The following is a 16,237-nucleotide window of genomic DNA, read 5'->3' as shown; positions in this document are numbered from 1 at the left end:
CAACATATACAAGAAAAGGGTTTAATAGGGAATATATCAGTCCAGAGACGATGCTTCCATGGAAAGGATTTTTTATTTTACTGATATTTATGAGTCATATGGTGGGGGGGGGTGGCATGGTAATATCAATTTGTTTGACCAAATTTATATTAATATTAACGATTTAATTATTGGTCAGCTTGTGGTAGTGCTTTTTCTATTTCTTTCAGGCTATGGAGTGATTTGTTCAATTGATAAGAAAGGACAGAATTATTTAAATGAATTTCCTAAAAAGAGAATCTTTAAGACATGGATACATTTTGCCATTATAGTTTTGTTATATGGAGGGTTGCAGTTTTTACTCGGCAATTCGTATAATTTAAAGACGGTAATAAAGGCGTTAATTGCGATTGATTCTTTAGGAAATTCAAATTGGTATATTTTTGCGATACTCTATTTATATATTGCATCTTTTATAGGTTTCTTTTTAGGGAAACTTTTGAATAAAAAACTGTATTTGGCGTTGGGGACAAGCTTTGTATTACTATCTGTTTTAATATATATGATTATTTTTAGAAAAGTCTTACAATATTCTACAGTGTGGTATGATAGCATTGTTTGTTATGTAATGGGGATGGTATTTTATTTGATTGAAGACCGTGTATTAAAAATTGTACAATTTAAAACATATAGATATTGGTGTGTGCTTGTGATGGTCTGTTTGGTGTTTGCAGGAAATAGATTGTTTTTATTTTCTCAATATAATTATTTAATATATTTCTGGATTCAGTCAATGGCAATCATAGCATTTGTTTTGTTATTTTCCATGAAGTTTACATGTAAAAGCAAGTTGCTGAGCTGGTGTGGGAAAAATTTGTTTTATATCTATATTTTACAGAGAATTCCATTTATTATATTGGATTATATCGGATTAAGTAATCTGTACTTGTACTTTATAATTGCGACAATTGGAACCATATTTCTTGTATATGCAATGCAGAAAATATTTAGAAAAATGGATAGTATTTTGTTTTAAAAAATTTATTACAAAGGAGTGTACTTATGAAGCGAATAATAACATATGGAACATTTGATCTTTTACATTATGGGCACATCAATTTATTAAAAAGAGCAAAGACATTGGGAGATTATCTTATTGTATGTCTTTCTACTGATGAATTTAATTGGAAGGAAAAACAAAAAAAGTGTTACTTTACATATGAACAGCGGAAAGCGCTTTTAGAATCAATACGTTATGTGGATCTTGTGATTCCAGAAGAAAATTGGGAGCAAAAAAAGACGGATGTTCGAGAATATCATATTGATACGTTTGTAATTGGAGATGATTGGAAGGGGCAATTTGACTTCTTAAAAGAAGAAGGGTGTGAAGTGATTTATTTACCAAGAACACCAGAAATCAGTACAACGCAAATCAAGCAAGATTTATATAAAAAATAATTATCAAGGGAGAAAAGCAATGTCAGTATTTTCAGGTGCAACTTTAATGATTACCGGTGGGACAGGCTCATTCGGTAACACCGTGTTGAAACATTTTTTGACAACGGATATTGGAGAGATTCGTATTTTTTCACGAGATGAAAAGAAACAGGATGATATGCGTCATGATTTGCAGGCGCGTTTTCCTGAATATGCGGGGAAAGTGAAGTTTTACATAGGCGATGTGCGTAGTGCACAGTCGATTAAGGACGCTATGTGGGGTGTGGATTATGTATTTCATGCTGCTGCATTGAAACAGGTGCCATCTTGCGAGTTTTTTCCAATGGAGGCGGTTCGTACAAATGTGGAAGGAACTGATAATATGCTGCATGCGGCAATTGACTGTGGTGTTAAGCGTGTAGTATGCTTATCAACAGATAAGGCGGCTTATCCAATTAATGCGATGGGGATTTCCAAGGCAATGATGGAACATGTTATTTATGCCAATGCCCGGGTAGCTGCAGAACGGGGCGGTACAGTTATATGCTGTACTCGTTATGGTAATGTTATGTGCAGCCGCGGAAGTGTGATACCGTTATTTGTTGATCAAATAAAAGCAGGTAATCCGATAACTATTACAGACCCAAATATGACTCGCTTTTTGATGAATCTGGATGAAGCCGTGGATTTGGTTAAGTTTGCATTTGAGCATGCAAATCCGGGAGACTTGTTTATTCAGAAGGCGGATGCGTCAACGATTGGTGTTCTGGCGCAGGCTGTTCAGAAGCTTTTTGGAGATACTGGGACAAGAATTATCGGAACCAGACATGGTGAGAAATTATACGAGACTTTGATGACAAGGGAAGAAAGACTGCGCGCTGAAGATATGGGAAATTATTACCGTGTAGCTCCAGATAGCCGAGATTTGAATTATGATAAATTTTTTATAGAAGGACAAGCTCACACGGAAGCGGATGAATCATACACCAGTCACAATACCAGACGTTTAGATGTGGATGGAACGGTGGAAAAGATTCTTACGACTGATTATGTGCAGGAACAGCTAAGGTTTGTCGAGAAATAAGATGTTTTTTGAAACTGATTGGAAGAGGAAATGTGATGAGTGTATTTAATAATGTAAAATGGAAGGAAAATGGAAAGTTAAAGTTATTAATCATTGTCGGTACACGCCCGGAGATTATCCGGCTTTCTGCGGTGATTAAGAAATGCCGCGTTTATTTTGATACGATTTTAGCACATACGGGGCAGAACTATGACTACAACTTGAACGGTGTGTTCTTCCATGACCTGGAGCTGGATGCTCCGGAAGTGTATTTAAACGCAGTGGGTGCAGATCTTGGTGAAACTATGGGCAATATCATTGCAAAATCATATCAGCTTATGGAAGAAATCAAACCGGATGCCGTATTGGTTCTTGGTGATACCAATTCCTGTTTGTCGGTGATTGGAGCAAAGCGTCTGCATATTCCGATTTTCCATATGGAAGCCGGGAACCGCTGCAAGGATGAATGCCTGCCGGAAGAAACTAACCGTCGTATTGTAGACATTATTTCGGATGTGAACATGGCGTATTCTGAACATGCAAGAAGGTACCTTGCAGATTGCGGGCTGCCGAAGGAACGCACCTATGTAACCGGTTCTCCGATGGCAGAGGTACTTCATAATAATCTTGCTAAGATTGAAGCATCCGATATTCACCAGCGATTAGGTTTGGAAAAAGGACGGTATATTCTTCTTTCTGCTCATCGTGAGGAAAATATTGACACGGAGAAGAACTTTCTCTCGCTGTTCAATGCCATCAATAAAATGGCAGAGAAGTACGACATGCCGATTTTGTATTCCTGTCATCCGAGAAGCAGGAAGAGAATTGAAGCAACTAACTTCCGGCTTGATCCGCGCGTAATTCAGCATGAACCACTTGGCTTTCATGATTATAACTGTTTGCAGATGAACGCATTTGCTGTGGTATCTGACAGTGGTACGCTGCCGGAGGAAAGCAGTTTCTTTACCAGCGTTGGACATCCTTTCCCTGCGGTGTGCATCCGCACCTCTACTGAGCGCCCGGAAGCATTAGATAAGGCTTGCTTTATCCTGTCCGGTATTGATGAAAAGGGACTGCTTCAGGCAGTGGATGTGGCTGTGGAGATGAACAGAAACTGTGATCTGGGTATTCCGGTGCCGGATTATGTGGATGAGAATGTATCAGACAAGGTGGTCAAGATCATCCAGAGTTATACAGGTGTAGTAAATAAGATGGTGTGGAGAAAAGATATTTAATAAGCACACCGGAAGAAAAGAAAGAGGTATCAGGTTATGAATATCTTAGTAACCGGAGCAAAGGGAATGGTGGGGACTGCCCTTTGTAACAACTTGAAAAATATTCGTGATAACAAAAACAGAACCAGACCAAATCTTCATATTGAGGAAATTTATGAGTATGATTTGAATTCTACATCAGAAGAATTGAACGAGTACTGCCGTAAAGCGGACTTTGTATTCAATCTTGCCGGAGTGAACCGCCCGGAGAATCCGGAGGATTTTATGAAAGGCAATTTCGGCTTTGCTTCGGAGCTGTTGAATCATCTGAAGAAGTATGATAATAAGGCAACCATTATGTTATCTTCATCCATCCAGGCAACCCTTGCCGGACGTTTTGGAAATAGCGAATATGGTAGGAGTAAAAAGGCTGGTGAGGAATTGTTCTTCGATTATGCGAAGGAAACCGGTGCAAAGGTTGCTGTCTATCGTTTCCCTAATCTGATGGGACACAGCAGGCCGAAGTACAATTCTGCAGTATCTACTTTCTGTTGGGCGGTGGCAAACGATGAACCTTTCACTGTTAATGACAGAAATATCGAATTGGAGCTTCTTTACATCGACGATCTGGTGGAGGGAATGTTCGACCTGCTGGAGGAAAAAGAGGCATATTGCGAGTTTGAGGGTGTTGAAACGGTTGCCGATGAAAATGGAAGATACTGCTATGTACCGGTGACCCATAAAGTTACGCTGGGTGAAATAGTTGATTTGCTGGAAGAGTTCAAACAACAGCCGCAGACGTTGCTGATGCCGAAGATGCCGAACGGCTCTTTTGCGAAGAAGCTGTATAGCTTGTACTTGACCTATCTTCCGAAGGAAAAGTTCAAGTATGTGATGAAGATGAATGTGGATGACCGTGGCAGTTTTACGGAACTGGTGCATACTGCCGATTGTGGACAGGTGAGTGTTAACATCAGCAAACCAGGTATTACGAAAGGGCAGCACTGGCACAATTCCAAGTGGGAACTGTTTATTGTAGTGCATGGACATGGACTGATTCAGGAACGAAATATTAACACCGGTGAGATGGTGGAGTTCGAGGTCAGTGGAGAGAAGATAGAAGCTGTCCATATGATTCCCGGATGGACGCATAATATTATTAATTTGTCTGACACGGAGGATTTGGTAACTGTCATGACTTGCAATGAGATCTTTAATCCTGAGCGGCCGGACACGTTTGGGGAGCCGGTATAGTAGTAAGGTTGGAAACGACATTTTTTTTTGAAAAATTGTCGAAAAATATATAAGTTTGTGTTACAATAGAAATGGCTAATCAAGGTAAGGAAATAAAGCAGTGGAGACTGCTTTGTTTGCTTACCTTTTTTGTTGCTATTCATTGGCTGTTTGTTTGCTGAACCATTACATAAGACGGGCGTAAGTCTTTTCCGGCCTCGTTTGGAGGAGTCGCCTGTCCATCTGCAGCTTTTGTTAGATCTGCGGCTGTAACTTATACACCCAGAGGAAGTGAAGGAGGTAATGTTAGATGAAGAAGTGGAAGAAAAGCAAACAGAAAGCCGTTCTGAATAGGATGTGTCTGCTACTTATCCTTGCGTCCATTTTTGTTGGAGTGATTTCAGGGAGAGAGATAGTGGTGGAGGCATCGTTAAGTGATCATGCTTGTTTTAAAGCACAGATTATTTAACATAAGCTTGAGGTCGGCGATTTTATTGCCGGCCTCAGTTTGTGCATGTTCGCGGCGGGAGGATTTATTATGTTAAAAAAAGAAAATGAAGTTGTTAAAGAAGCGATAGAAAAAGGTGTGTTTCCATATTTTATAAGTCATGAATATAATAGATTTTATGAGCTGGTGAAAAGGGGACAGTATGCAGGTGCCTGGTTTGAGCTGAGGGATATTGCGGAACTGATAATAAAATTTCCGGTGTTTCTTGGTTTTTCCTGTTTGTTTTATGAGGATTTAAATCTGGAAGATATGAGAATCCGAGGTATTGTGAAGGATTTGCTGTCAAAATCGCTGAGCCTGGGTAAGTGGAAAGAGTTTTTGGTTAAGTTGCTGGGATATGATGTGCTTAAAAAGGATATGCCGGAGGTGTATCATATTTTGAAGGTTGTCGGTAGATTTGTGAGTGATTATCGGATTGTTGAATGGCGCAATGATATGATCGGGCATGGAGCGCTGCCTTTTGAGGATTCAGATGATTTTATTTATGATATGCGTCGTTTGTCAAGGGGAATTGACGATTGCCTGGAGGAAACGATAGAGGATTATGAGAAAATTGTTTTGAGGCAGGAAGAAAATGTGGTTGCAGAGATAAGTGGAAAGCGAATCTGCCTGGAAAGATATATTTTTGAGAAAGAATTTTTCTTTGATAAATTCAATTCTTTAAATTACAATGTACATTCTCTGAACTATATGAATGGAAAACACCTGGATATAGACAACGCATGGTACAGGGATGCTGTAAAGAAAAAGGAGATTGCCGATGAATTGGAAAGATACAGGAAGGTTCAGTTGGATACAAGATGGAAATGGGAGGATGTTATGAATCTTCAAAGGCTGAATAAACCGGAAATGTATCAGGACAATAAAAAGCTTATGAAATGGCTGAATAGGGTGATGGAGGAGGAACCAAAAGGAGTATTTCTTCTTACGATGGACAGAGGAATGGGGAAAACGGCTTTTGTGTCTAGTTTAAATCAACTGTTGGCGGATAAATATGAGGAGAAATTGTATATAAGAGCGTATTATTGCAGTGCGTTGAAATATCGAAGTATGGAGGAGTTTGTGACGGAATTTAATAGTCTGTTTAAAATGGAGAAGTGTTCCGGGCAGACGACGGTCGGAAAGGAGTCCAGACAGTTGAAATGGCTGGACGGAAAGAAGGAAATGGCAGAGTGTTTAGAGGATGTGCTGCAATGTGTGAGGAAAGAGCGTCAGAATGAAGCGCTGAAGCTGCTTTTTATCATTGATGGAATTGATGAGATTTATGAAGAAGGAAATAAAAAGAATATTTTCGACTTTATACCGTTGCGGGATCAGCTTGCGGAAGGCGTCTATATACTGCTTACTTCAAGAAATGGAGATACGGAAAGTCTGAGTGATTTTACACAAGGCAAACTGGCGCAGCTCAGAAAGGAAAGTGTGTGCGCAGAGTGCAATTTTACGTTGAAAAATAACTCCGATAAAAAGCTCTATGGCAGGATGTTGAGAGGCTATTTTACCGAGGCGTGTAAAAATAGCGGAGCAGAAGGGGTGCCTGAGGAAGAGAAAGAGGCGGTTCTGAAAAAAATGTGCGAGGAGGCAAAATACCGCTTTGTGGATTTCAGACTTTATGTAACTTTATTTAAAGAGGCGGTAAAGAATCATCGGAATATATGGACAATTTTTGATGAAAAGGATGGCCGGAAAGCATTTTTTGCCTACATGCGTCAGGTGCTTGGGGAGAAGGTATATCATAAAGCGGGGCGGATTCTGCTGATTATTGCGACGGCGTATTGCCCGCTTACAGTGAAGGACTGTGTTTTTCTTGAAGAGATGGAAACAGGAGGCAATATAACGGAAATCCTGGCGATTTTACAGATGTTTGAAAGTCTCCTTGTTTATAAAAGGACAGGAATAGCTGAGATTAATAATCATACTATTGCTGAATGTAAAAATGAGAAGTATCAGGAAGCGATTGTTCAGGAGTTTGGCGGTTTGATGGATGAACTTGTCGAGGAGTGGATTGGTTTTATAGAATCTTAGTATCGGAATTATTTTTTGCCGCAGGGAAAGTATGATCCGAAAATAGATTATGATTTTTCGACAATTTACCTGTACGGAAATATTTACAGGTATGTGACAGAAAAAGATGTCAGCAGAAAAAATGTTGGAAGAATATATCGGAGAGAGTTTGCTGAAGCAATTTTTCAATATGAAAAATTTATGCCTACACAGGAAATCGGATGGTATGTAAAAGATTTGGATATAGCAATGTCTGATGCTTGTATTGAGATTTTGAAAAAACAGAATGTAAAGGATGATATGCTGTTGGTAGCTGTTTATAATAATTATATTTTTCATAAAAAGGATATTTATAGGCAGACGTGGGGATGTGGAAGCATGGATTCCCGTTCTATGAAAGAAAAGAAAGAAATCCTGGATTATTTTGAGGAAGGAATCCAGATTTTGAAAGCTATGGAAAGAAAAGAGACGAAAGCATTGGAATTGCAGTCTAAGTTTTGTTCGTTAAAAGGAATTTTTTTGCTTGAACAGAAGGGCAGCCTTGAAGAGGTGGAGGAACTTTTCATGCAGAGTTATCGTCTGACTGAGGAAATTCTCGATACGGATTTTATCGCGGGGTGCAATTTGTATGAACAGGCGGCAGAACGGCTGCTCGTCATATTTGAGAAGGAGCGGGCGGTTGAAAAAATAGCAGAAAAATATGATGAGATTACAGAGAAAATGACGTGGATCAAAAAGCAGGAGGAAGCGGAGCCGTATTTGTTGGTGAATACCCGGAATAGAATTGAGTATGGGATCCTTCCGCGGGAGGCGATGTTTTATCGAAAGCTGGGGACTGTATGTCGGAAGGTTGGATGGGAGCCGAAGGACAGAACAATCCGGGATTTGTATGAAACATCGTTGGAGATTCTCCGTGGCATAAAGGAAAAAGATATAGGAGAGCAGCACGGAAGAGTGATCAGCGATTATATCCGCATTGTAACGAATGAATATGGACAATATGAGCAAGAACGGCAGAATCTGCAGAAAGCCAGAGAGCTGTATGACGAATCTACAGCTCTGGCTGAGCAGCTTATAAAGATTAATAATTTTAAAGTGAACAGGTATATTATAGAGACGAGTCTTAATTACATTATTTTGAGTCAGGAGCTTGGCGTTCACGAACGAGAGAAGATGGAGGAACGGCTGAAGATGAACGAGAAGTGGATAGAGAAGGAGTTCCCTCAGGATCAAGAGTTAAAAATGCTGTTGGACAGAGTAAAAGAAAGCCTGAGTTAGAGAGCAACGATAGGTAAACTATGTGTTGATGATGACACCATGATGCTCCCAAACGAAGCATTTCGAAAGAGGCTGATGAACGGGAACCCGATTACGTCTCAGGTATATATCCAGGAAGAGCTGGCGAAAGAAAAATTGAAATAAACAGGCAGCCGCAGCTTATAATCTTGCAGACTGTCCGCATTGATGGTAAGATGGAAATATCAGAACACCGGCACTGGTTCCAGGAAAGGGAAAGACGGTTATCCATGCCGGATGATGATACCGGGAAGGGGTGGCTGCAGTATGATGAAGAAACTGCCTGTAGGTGTGGATGGATTTGAAAAAATCAGGACGCAGGGCTTTTATTATGTGGATAAGACAATGTTCATAGCAGAGCTTCTGGAAAACTGGGGTGAAGTAAACCTGTTTACGCGCCCACGTCGTTTCGGGAAGACGCTTACAATGGACATGCTGAAGGCTTTTTTTGAGATCGGATGTGACCGGACGCTGTTTGACGGGCTGGAAATTTCAAAGGAGACAGAACTTTGCGAGGAATATATGGGGAAATTTCCGGTGATTTCCATAACGCTGAAGAGTGTTGACGGGAAAAATTACCAGGAAGCATGTGCTGCGCTGCGCTCCGTGATAGGGATTGAGGCCATGCGGTTCCTGTTCCTGCTGGAAAGCGACAGGCTGTCAGAAGAAGAACGTGCAATGTACCGCCAGCTGATTGAAGTCGGGAGTTTGCAGAGCAGCGTATTTACGATGACGGATGCGGTCATGCTGACAAGCCTGAAGGTGCTTTCGCTGCTCTTGTCAAAGCATTATGGCAGACAGGTGATCCTTCTGATAGATGAGTATGATGTGCTGCTGGATAAGGCATTCCAGAATGGATATTATGATGAGATGGTCATGCTTATCAGAAATCTTTTCGGTAATGCGCTGAAGTCGAATGCGGATCTTTATTTTGCAGTTATCACGGGATGTCTGCGTGTTTCGAAAGAGAGTATTTTTACCGGACTGAACAACCTTAATGTCATGACCGTCACGGATGAATATTTTAGCGACAGTTTCGGATTTACGGATGACGAGGTAAAAGAGCTGCTGGTATACTACGGACGGGAGGAGGCAGCAGATATCATGCGTGAATGGTATGACGGGTACCGGTTCGGAGAAAGGCTTATCTATTGTCCCTGGGATGTCATCAAGTATACGCAGGCTCTCCGGAGAAACAAGAATGCATTGCCAGATAATTACTGGGCAAATACAAGTGGGAATGAACTTGTACGGCATTTTATTGATAAAGCAGACCAGTCCACAAGGGACGAGGTTGAACAGCTGATTGCCGGCGGGGCTGTCCGGAAGAGAATACGGCAGGAACTGACTTACAGGGAAATTGACAGCAGTATTGAAAACCTGTGGAGCGTGCTGTTGATGACCGGATATCTGACGACCACAGGGCGTGTTTCTGCAAAAGATTATACATTAGCCATACCAAACGCTGAAATCAGGGATTTATTTGTCACGCAGGTCAGGGAATGGTTCGGGGATACTTCACGGGCGGACATATCAAGAATAGAAAAATTCTGCGCGGCATTTCCGGATGGGGATGCAGAACGGATAGAAGAGATGCTTCACGGATATCTGTGGGATTCCATCAGTGTGCGTGATACCGCTGTCCGCAGGAACATGAAAGAGAACTTCTACCACGGCATGGTTCTGGGACTCCTGCAGAGCAGAAGCGACTGGCTGGTCAGATCAAATGCAGAGACAGGGGAAGGGTACAGTGATATCCTGGTATACACGCCGGATAAGATCGGCATCGTGATCGAACTGAAGTATGCAGATGACGGGAACCTGGAAAAAGGCTGTGCGGATGCACTCAGACAGATTGAGGAACGGAAATATACGGCGGCTCTTGAAAGAAGAAAGGCTGCAAAAATCATAAAATATGGCATGGCATTCTGGGAAAAGGAATGCAGAGTCGTAATGGGCGGACAATAGTGGCTGGTCTGACCGGAATCCTTAACTTCCAAATCTGAGTAGCCCTAACGAAAAAGGAAATTCAAAAATCCCCCGTATTTCTGCGGAAATTTTTGCAAAAATACGGGGGTCAGTGTATTACATTTATCACAGCATTTCGAAAGAAGCTGATGAACGGGAGATATCCTTGTGCGGCTATTTTGTCATTAGCACATCGGACAGAGTTATGGTTTGTCTATGTATTTTTGGTTCATTTGCAATTTAGAGGCAGAGAAGAGTTTGTCTTAAATAATCGATAGATTTGAATTATTATCTTTCGTCCGGAACAATAAAGGGTATTTTGAAGTAACATATATAATTTTTCTGCATTAGCGCTACAACTTTATTTAAAGCAGCGGAAAAGAATTGTCGAAAAAGGTATAAAACTGTGTTATAATAAAAAAGGCTAATCAAGGTAAGGAAATAAAGCAGTGGAGACTGCTTTGTTTGCTTACCTTTTTTTATGTAAAAAAGGAGGGGCAAGAATGCAAAAGCAAGACATTTTGAACCGGAGCAAATTTGTGGGGGATTTGATTGAAATAGTGGAAACAATTTCTGCCCGGGATGGAGCCAGAATGTTTGCAATAGATGGGGAGTGGGGTTCTGGAAAATCTTATGTTCTGGAGATGTTTGAAGAAAAAATAGCGTCGCTTCAATCAGAGGAAGAAGCAGGTGACAAATATTTCCTTTTTCATTATAACTGCTGGGAATATGATTATTATGAGGAGCCGATTATCGCAATTGTGGCAGCGATGCTTGACACTGTGAATGAAAAGGAAAATCTTTTCTCGGGAAAAGTAGAGAGTTTTATTGAAGGTGCAATGAAGACGGCCGGAGAAGCGGTGAAGGAGATAGCTGGAGAAGTTATTAAGAATAAAATAGGTTTTGATGTGGTTGGTACATTAGAAAAGATTAAGGAAAAAGGGGAGGGCATAGCGGAAGAAAATAAAAAGTTTGATAATTTATCTACGTTTAAAGAGACTTTGAAGACCGTCAGGGAACAGTTGAAGAAGATAGCGGAATATAAACCTATTATCTGGGTGGTGGATGAACTGGATCGGTGTCTGCCGGATTATGCAATTAAAGTATTGGAGCGGCTGCATCATTTGTTAAAGGGGATTCCTAATATAACTGTAATAATCGCAATTGATCAGAAGCAGCTTGAGAATTCTGTTAAACAAATATTTGGAGAGAAAACGGAGGCGAGTCAATATTTAAAGAAATTTATTGATTTTACGCTTAAGCTGGATAAAGGTAAAATGACAAAAGGTTTTTATGAAAAGTATAGCAGTTACTTTGAGCTGTTTCGGGAATTTCCTGATGGGGAAGGGGAATTTCAAAACATGTTTTATGTTTTGTTTGACGGCTATGATATCAGGCGGCAGGAAAAAATTATGGAGAATGTAGAGCTGATACATAGAATTGTCTGCGAAACGGATGAGAAAAGGGACGCTTCGTTGATGTGGCTGGAAGTTCTGTGGTTTGGATTGAGACTGCGGACGGGAAGTTCGGACTTTTCCTGGATATTGCAGTTGAATATTACTGGCAACGAGTTGGGGATGCTTGGTTTGAAGCTGGGTAATTTTATGAAGAAAATGATAACGAGAATTGAAGGAAGAAATACTACTTTTTTAAATGCCAGAAGAAGAACGGTTTTATTACATGAAAATGTGGAGGATAGGATGTTCTGGCTATGGGATAAAGTGTTGAAAGAGAATATCTTTGTATGGGATGAGGAGTGCGATTTAAGAACTGAAGAAGAATGCGCGGTAAGATTTGTAAAGCTTGCGGAAGTTTTATTAAGTTAAGAGGGATGAAGAGAGATAAACGATGATGGAAGATGCTGTAAAAAGAAAAGTTTTCAAATGGTATAAAAAGATACGGGAATCCAGGTGGTTTTATGAGGTAATTTATGCAGGGCTTCTTATCCCTGTTCTGTTTGATTTGGTTCCGATGCAATATTGTTCGAGGGTGATGGAAGAATTTTTTCAAAAAGCAGGTGATGCCTATGCTGTGATAAGTGCAATTTTAATTGCTGTCTGGGTGTTTATAGGAACTCTGCTTGTGTTTTGGCTCGGCATGTTTAAGGAAAAGCAGTATGGTATACCGAATGTTGATATTATTTTTACCAATATTTCTGTGAAAAAGAGGGCGGCTTTGATTGGAATTTATATGCTTGAGCTGATGGAATTGTATTTGTCCGTTACATATAACTGGGAAATTACGCTGGCTGTCTTGCCGATCATCTTATTTGTGTCGGTAGTGTATATATTTGCTGCAATCTGTTTAGAGCCGTCTGCAACGAACTTTCGTGATACCGTAAAAGGGAAGATGAAGAAGGACATTCAGGAAAATGCGCAGGTAACGGGGATTATTCTTAAATTAGTGAAGAATATAAAATATGCAGAAGAAGATTTGTGCCTTGACTCACTGGTAACTGTGATTGGCGAATTGAATGCAGATGATATGAGTGAAGAGTTGGAGGAAAATATCCGGGATTATGTGGCGAAAATTGTGGATGCTATGATAAAGGCAAATGGAAAGGAAGAGGGGTTGACAGATATAATAAGGGAATATCTGTGCGGGCAGAAAGTGCTGTCTGCGCAGTGTGGAGTTATGCGGGCGGCGCTTGACAATGTAGAAATGATAGGATTTGACTGCTTTTCAGAAAAAATCCTGAATATAAAATACGAGAATCGCAGAAGAGTCTTAATCTGGGGGCTTGTATATAATGGTTATCATATGAAATACGAGGGACAGGAGTACAGAAGAATGTTGACAGATCAATTCTGGGAGATTTTGAGCATAGACTAAATGTTGAAGAAGAACAATTTTTGAACAGGTGTTGGGATGGAATGTCTGAGAAAGACGAGGATAGCAGAATGGGAAACCATTTATATACTGAATTAATGAAAGGATGGATATATAAAGAATGACAAGAGATTTGAGAATGTTAACGCTATATAAGCAGCATTATCTGGATTCGTATGATCCGGAAAATCCTATGGAAAGCGACTTCTCCTGCTGGGGATATTATGATGGAATGGATATAAGGAAAGTAGATCAGACACGAAGCAGATTATATACAAAGACTTCGCAGTCTCCGGTATCAGAATTGTGGTATGCATCAGTTGAAGCAGCAAGGAAGCTTACAGGGAGACATAGCAGACAGGATATAGGGCTTTTCCGGTGTTCTGATAATGAAGCGGAGGCGAATGTAGAAAGGTTCTGGGATTCTGGTTTGGAGTTTCCGTTTTTAGCAGTGTGCTTTCTGCAGCTTGCAGATAAACAAAATTATGAAAGGCTGCAGAAGAATATCGAAAAAGATTATTTCTGTGGGGAAAAAAAGCACGATAAAAGTTATAGCATATTGTACATTTGATAATGCGGATTTGGTCGTTTTTGTGCGGGGAAATTCTATTGTAAATTTAGAGGGGGCAATAAGACTGATAGAAGGCAGCCCGGAAGTGAAATATCTTCATTCTGTTATGGGAGTTTCGGAGAAGTACCTGTCTGTATTATGTGAAAATAAAGAAAAGAAACCGTTTTACCATTTAAATGACGATATTTTTGAAATTTCTATGAAAATTGCAACGGATGGGGATTTAGGCATAATCTCAAGAATTAAAAAGGAAATGGACGTACAAATTATTCCAGGAAAGGGGAGTGTAACATATTCTGAAGTTACCGGACATGAAAATATTGTGATTTGTATAAGGAATACTGATACAAACACATTCTTGCAGCTATTGTATCCGAAAGGATTTGCGACACATCAGAATCCGTTGTATGGCAAAGGGATTTACAATATAGAAACCTCGGTTCGTATAGGAGAAGCTTCGTTGATGAATATAGCCTGCAGCAGCGGGGACAGGTATCATCAGAATGATAAAAAAGAAGAATGTAGAGGATGGTGTGAGTCGGAAATAGAAAAATATATTAGGAAAATGCCATTGAGTCTGGAGAAAGGAGACGAAAGTTTTTATGCGTATTTTCAGGCGTTAATACAGACGCTGAATATGCTGTCTCAGTATGAAAAATTTAAATTATCTAAGGATATTTTCTATCTTGTGTTCCCTGCATTTAAAATGCTTACAGAGCAGATGTACGCAGCGCTTGATTTCATGGAAGAAGAACCGAAGAAAACACAGGAGAAAGCTGCTTCGGAGGCAATTTGCCAGTTTGTTGATGCAGTTGATTCTGTTGTAAACCATATTGTCCATACGGATCAGGTATTTTTGATGGTGCCGGGCTATACAGGAACCACGTTTTCAATTCCGATAAAATTGTGCCTGCTGTATATGTGGATGTTGGAGAAAGAGAAGAAACTGCTGAATGATAATCAGGGTGCTGAATATCAGTGTTTGTTGTCTCCGGTGATGGAGTCTATCCCGGCTACGGGGCTGGTGTATCCGGACAGTGAAGAAGAAAGTAGGCTGATTCGTATCAAAGTGTCACAGCGGTCGTTATATATGCCGAGAGATCTGATGATTATTTTAACCCATGAAATAGCGCATTATATTGGAAATGAAGTGCGGTGCAGAGAGGTAAGGCTGAGCAATATCATAAAAACGCTGGCGTTTATTATTTGCGAGGGGATTATCTCGAAGGAGCTGCCAGATCAAATGGAAAACCAACAGGAAAAAGTAATAGCAGAAGGGTTCCTGAAGATTAATAATAAACAGATGTATCGGGATTTTGTTAGAGAGCTGGGAAGTGCGGTGAAACAAAAAATTCCGGATGGGAAATACCATGTGTCAGTGATACAGAATGTTTTAGAAGAATGTTGTACCTCTTTGTTGACGGATGAAAGAGGGGTGATTTATAAAAATATATATACCATTGACCCGGAAATGATGGAGCGTGAGAAAAAGATCGAACAGTTGAATTGTATCTGCCGACTGCAAAACAAGTTTGATGATAACCGTAAAGGAATTGTGTCAACCAGAGTTGTCAGTAAAATCATATCCGAATTATTGGAGATATACAAGGAAGTATTTTCAGATGTTGCGGCGTATGCAATACTGCAATTGGATGTAGACAAATATGAGGAGGCATACAGAATATCAGAGGGAAGACTTGTCAAAGGAAGAGAAGACGCTCCATATGAGATGCGGCGAAAGATTATCCGGTGTTTGACGGAGGGAAAAATAGCGAGACAATTGTCTGCAGAAACTCAAGGGGAGAATAAAAAAGAAACATCAAGGTCTGTGTATATATATAAAAATATGTATGCGTTCAATTGTACCTTTGATTTGCTGTATGATTATGCAGAAACCTGTTATAGGAAACTAGAAAAAAGGCTTCTGGAAGAAGAACATGAGAAGCAGGTACAGGAAATCAGAGACATATACAATATGTTTTATGATCAAACGGAAAGCTGTGAAAGCATTTATGCTTCCATTATAAAAAAGATAAAGGAATATACAGATGGAATAGAAGAACTTCTGTTGAAAGAATTAAAGACCCAGTAAAATACAGGCAGGCTTATAACCGGAACGGTCAGTCAGGGCAGTTCCG

At 40.2% G+C, this 16,237-nt stretch carries 13 protein-coding genes; all 13 read left to right on the top strand.

Going from position 1 to position 16,237, the window contains the following annotated elements:
• The first annotated feature begins 58 nt into the window (after window positions 1-58).
• The 13 genes from OCV99_RS10410 to OCV99_RS10350 all read left to right on the top strand — a co-directional run bounded on the left by OCV99_RS10410 (window position 59) and on the right by OCV99_RS10350 (window position 16,191).
• Window positions 59-1,015, top strand: coding sequence for an acyltransferase family protein (locus OCV99_RS10410; protein ID WP_158370392.1), 957 nt, complete (start codon window positions 59-61; stop codon window positions 1,013-1,015).
• A 26-nt stretch (window positions 1,016-1,041) separates the two neighbouring features.
• Entirely contained in the window at window positions 1,042-1,437 is a 396-nt protein-coding gene (gene tagD / locus OCV99_RS10405) for a glycerol-3-phosphate cytidylyltransferase (RefSeq protein ID WP_158370390.1), read from the top strand.
• A gap of 19 nt (window positions 1,438-1,456) precedes the next feature.
• On the top strand, window positions 1,457-2,500 hold the full coding sequence (locus OCV99_RS10400; protein WP_158370388.1) for a polysaccharide biosynthesis protein: 1,044 nt from the start codon (window positions 1,457-1,459) through the stop codon (window positions 2,498-2,500).
• Window positions 2,501-2,535: 35 nt separating this feature from the next.
• Entirely contained in the window at window positions 2,536-3,714 is a 1,179-nt protein-coding gene (gene wecB / locus OCV99_RS10395; protein ID WP_158370386.1) for a non-hydrolyzing UDP-N-acetylglucosamine 2-epimerase, read from the top strand.
• Window positions 3,715-3,750: 36 nt separating this feature from the next.
• Window positions 3,751-4,947: a polysaccharide biosynthesis C-terminal domain-containing protein gene (locus OCV99_RS10390; RefSeq protein WP_158370385.1), complete on the top strand. Its 1,197-nt coding sequence runs from the start codon at window positions 3,751-3,753 to the stop codon at window positions 4,945-4,947.
• A gap of 289 nt (window positions 4,948-5,236) precedes the next feature.
• Window positions 5,237-5,395 (top strand): hypothetical protein, encoded by a 159-nt coding sequence (locus OCV99_RS10385; protein WP_227192672.1) that lies wholly within the window; start codon window positions 5,237-5,239, stop codon window positions 5,393-5,395.
• 69 nt (window positions 5,396-5,464) lie between these two features.
• Entirely contained in the window at window positions 5,465-7,456 is a 1,992-nt protein-coding gene (locus tag OCV99_RS10380; protein WP_262575386.1) for an NACHT domain-containing protein, read from the top strand.
• Window positions 7,457-7,471: 15 nt separating this feature from the next.
• Window positions 7,472-8,713 carry a hypothetical protein gene (locus OCV99_RS10375; RefSeq protein ID WP_262575384.1) on the top strand — a complete coding sequence of 414 codons (1,242 nt, stop codon included), beginning with the start codon at window positions 7,472-7,474 and terminating at the stop codon, window positions 8,711-8,713.
• A 285-nt stretch (window positions 8,714-8,998) separates the two neighbouring features.
• Window positions 8,999-10,699, top strand: a complete 1,701-nt coding sequence (locus OCV99_RS10370) for an AAA family ATPase (protein WP_158370430.1) — start codon at window positions 8,999-9,001, stop codon at window positions 10,697-10,699.
• 503 nt (window positions 10,700-11,202) lie between these two features.
• Window positions 11,203-12,525, top strand: a complete 1,323-nt coding sequence (locus OCV99_RS10365; protein ID WP_158370382.1) for a KAP family P-loop NTPase fold protein — start codon at window positions 11,203-11,205, stop codon at window positions 12,523-12,525.
• A gap of 22 nt (window positions 12,526-12,547) precedes the next feature.
• Entirely contained in the window at window positions 12,548-13,531 is a 984-nt protein-coding gene (locus OCV99_RS10360; protein ID WP_158370381.1) for a hypothetical protein, read from the top strand.
• 136 nt (window positions 13,532-13,667) lie between these two features.
• Window positions 13,668-14,099 carry a hypothetical protein gene (locus OCV99_RS10355; protein WP_227192677.1) on the top strand — a complete coding sequence of 144 codons (432 nt, stop codon included), beginning with the start codon at window positions 13,668-13,670 and terminating at the stop codon, window positions 14,097-14,099.
• Complete coding sequence (locus OCV99_RS10350; protein WP_158370378.1) at window positions 14,053-16,191, top strand: hypothetical protein; 2,139 nt, start codon at window positions 14,053-14,055, stop codon at window positions 16,189-16,191. The genes OCV99_RS10355 and OCV99_RS10350 overlap by 47 nt, the downstream gene beginning before the upstream one ends.
• Window positions 16,192-16,237 lie beyond the last annotated feature (46 nt).

Origin of the sequence: Dorea acetigenes (assembly GCF_025567385.1) — a bacterium.
Taxonomy (GTDB): Bacteria; Bacillota; Clostridia; order Lachnospirales; family Lachnospiraceae; genus Claveliimonas; species Claveliimonas acetigenes.
This window is presented reverse-complemented; position numbering and strand designations above follow the sequence as displayed.

Bases quoted from the DNA above. Each gene is read 5' to 3' on its own strand.
- wecB (WP_158370386.1), top strand. From the start codon at position 2,536: ATGAGTGTATTTAATAATGTAAAATGGAAGGAAAATGGAAAGTTAAAG.
- OCV99_RS10360 (WP_158370381.1), top strand. From the start codon at position 12,548: ATGATGGAAGATGCTGTAAAAAGAAAAGTTTTCAAATGGTATAAAAAG.
- OCV99_RS10400 (WP_158370388.1), top strand. From the start codon at position 1,457: ATGTCAGTATTTTCAGGTGCAACTTTAATGATTACCGGTGGGACAGGC.
- OCV99_RS10385 (WP_227192672.1), top strand. From the start codon at position 5,237: ATGAAGAAGTGGAAGAAAAGCAAACAGAAAGCCGTTCTGAATAGGATG.
- OCV99_RS10390 (WP_158370385.1), top strand. From the start codon at position 3,751: ATGAATATCTTAGTAACCGGAGCAAAGGGAATGGTGGGGACTGCCCTT.
- OCV99_RS10365 (WP_158370382.1), top strand. From the start codon at position 11,203: ATGCAAAAGCAAGACATTTTGAACCGGAGCAAATTTGTGGGGGATTTG.
- OCV99_RS10380 (WP_262575386.1), top strand. From the start codon at position 5,465: ATGTTAAAAAAAGAAAATGAAGTTGTTAAAGAAGCGATAGAAAAAGGT.
- OCV99_RS10370 (WP_158370430.1), top strand. From the start codon at position 8,999: ATGATGAAGAAACTGCCTGTAGGTGTGGATGGATTTGAAAAAATCAGG.
- OCV99_RS10355 (WP_227192677.1), top strand. From the start codon at position 13,668: ATGTTAACGCTATATAAGCAGCATTATCTGGATTCGTATGATCCGGAA.
- tagD (WP_158370390.1), top strand. From the start codon at position 1,042: ATGAAGCGAATAATAACATATGGAACATTTGATCTTTTACATTATGGG.
- OCV99_RS10410 (WP_158370392.1), top strand. From the start codon at position 59: ATGGAAAGGATTTTTTATTTTACTGATATTTATGAGTCATATGGTGGG.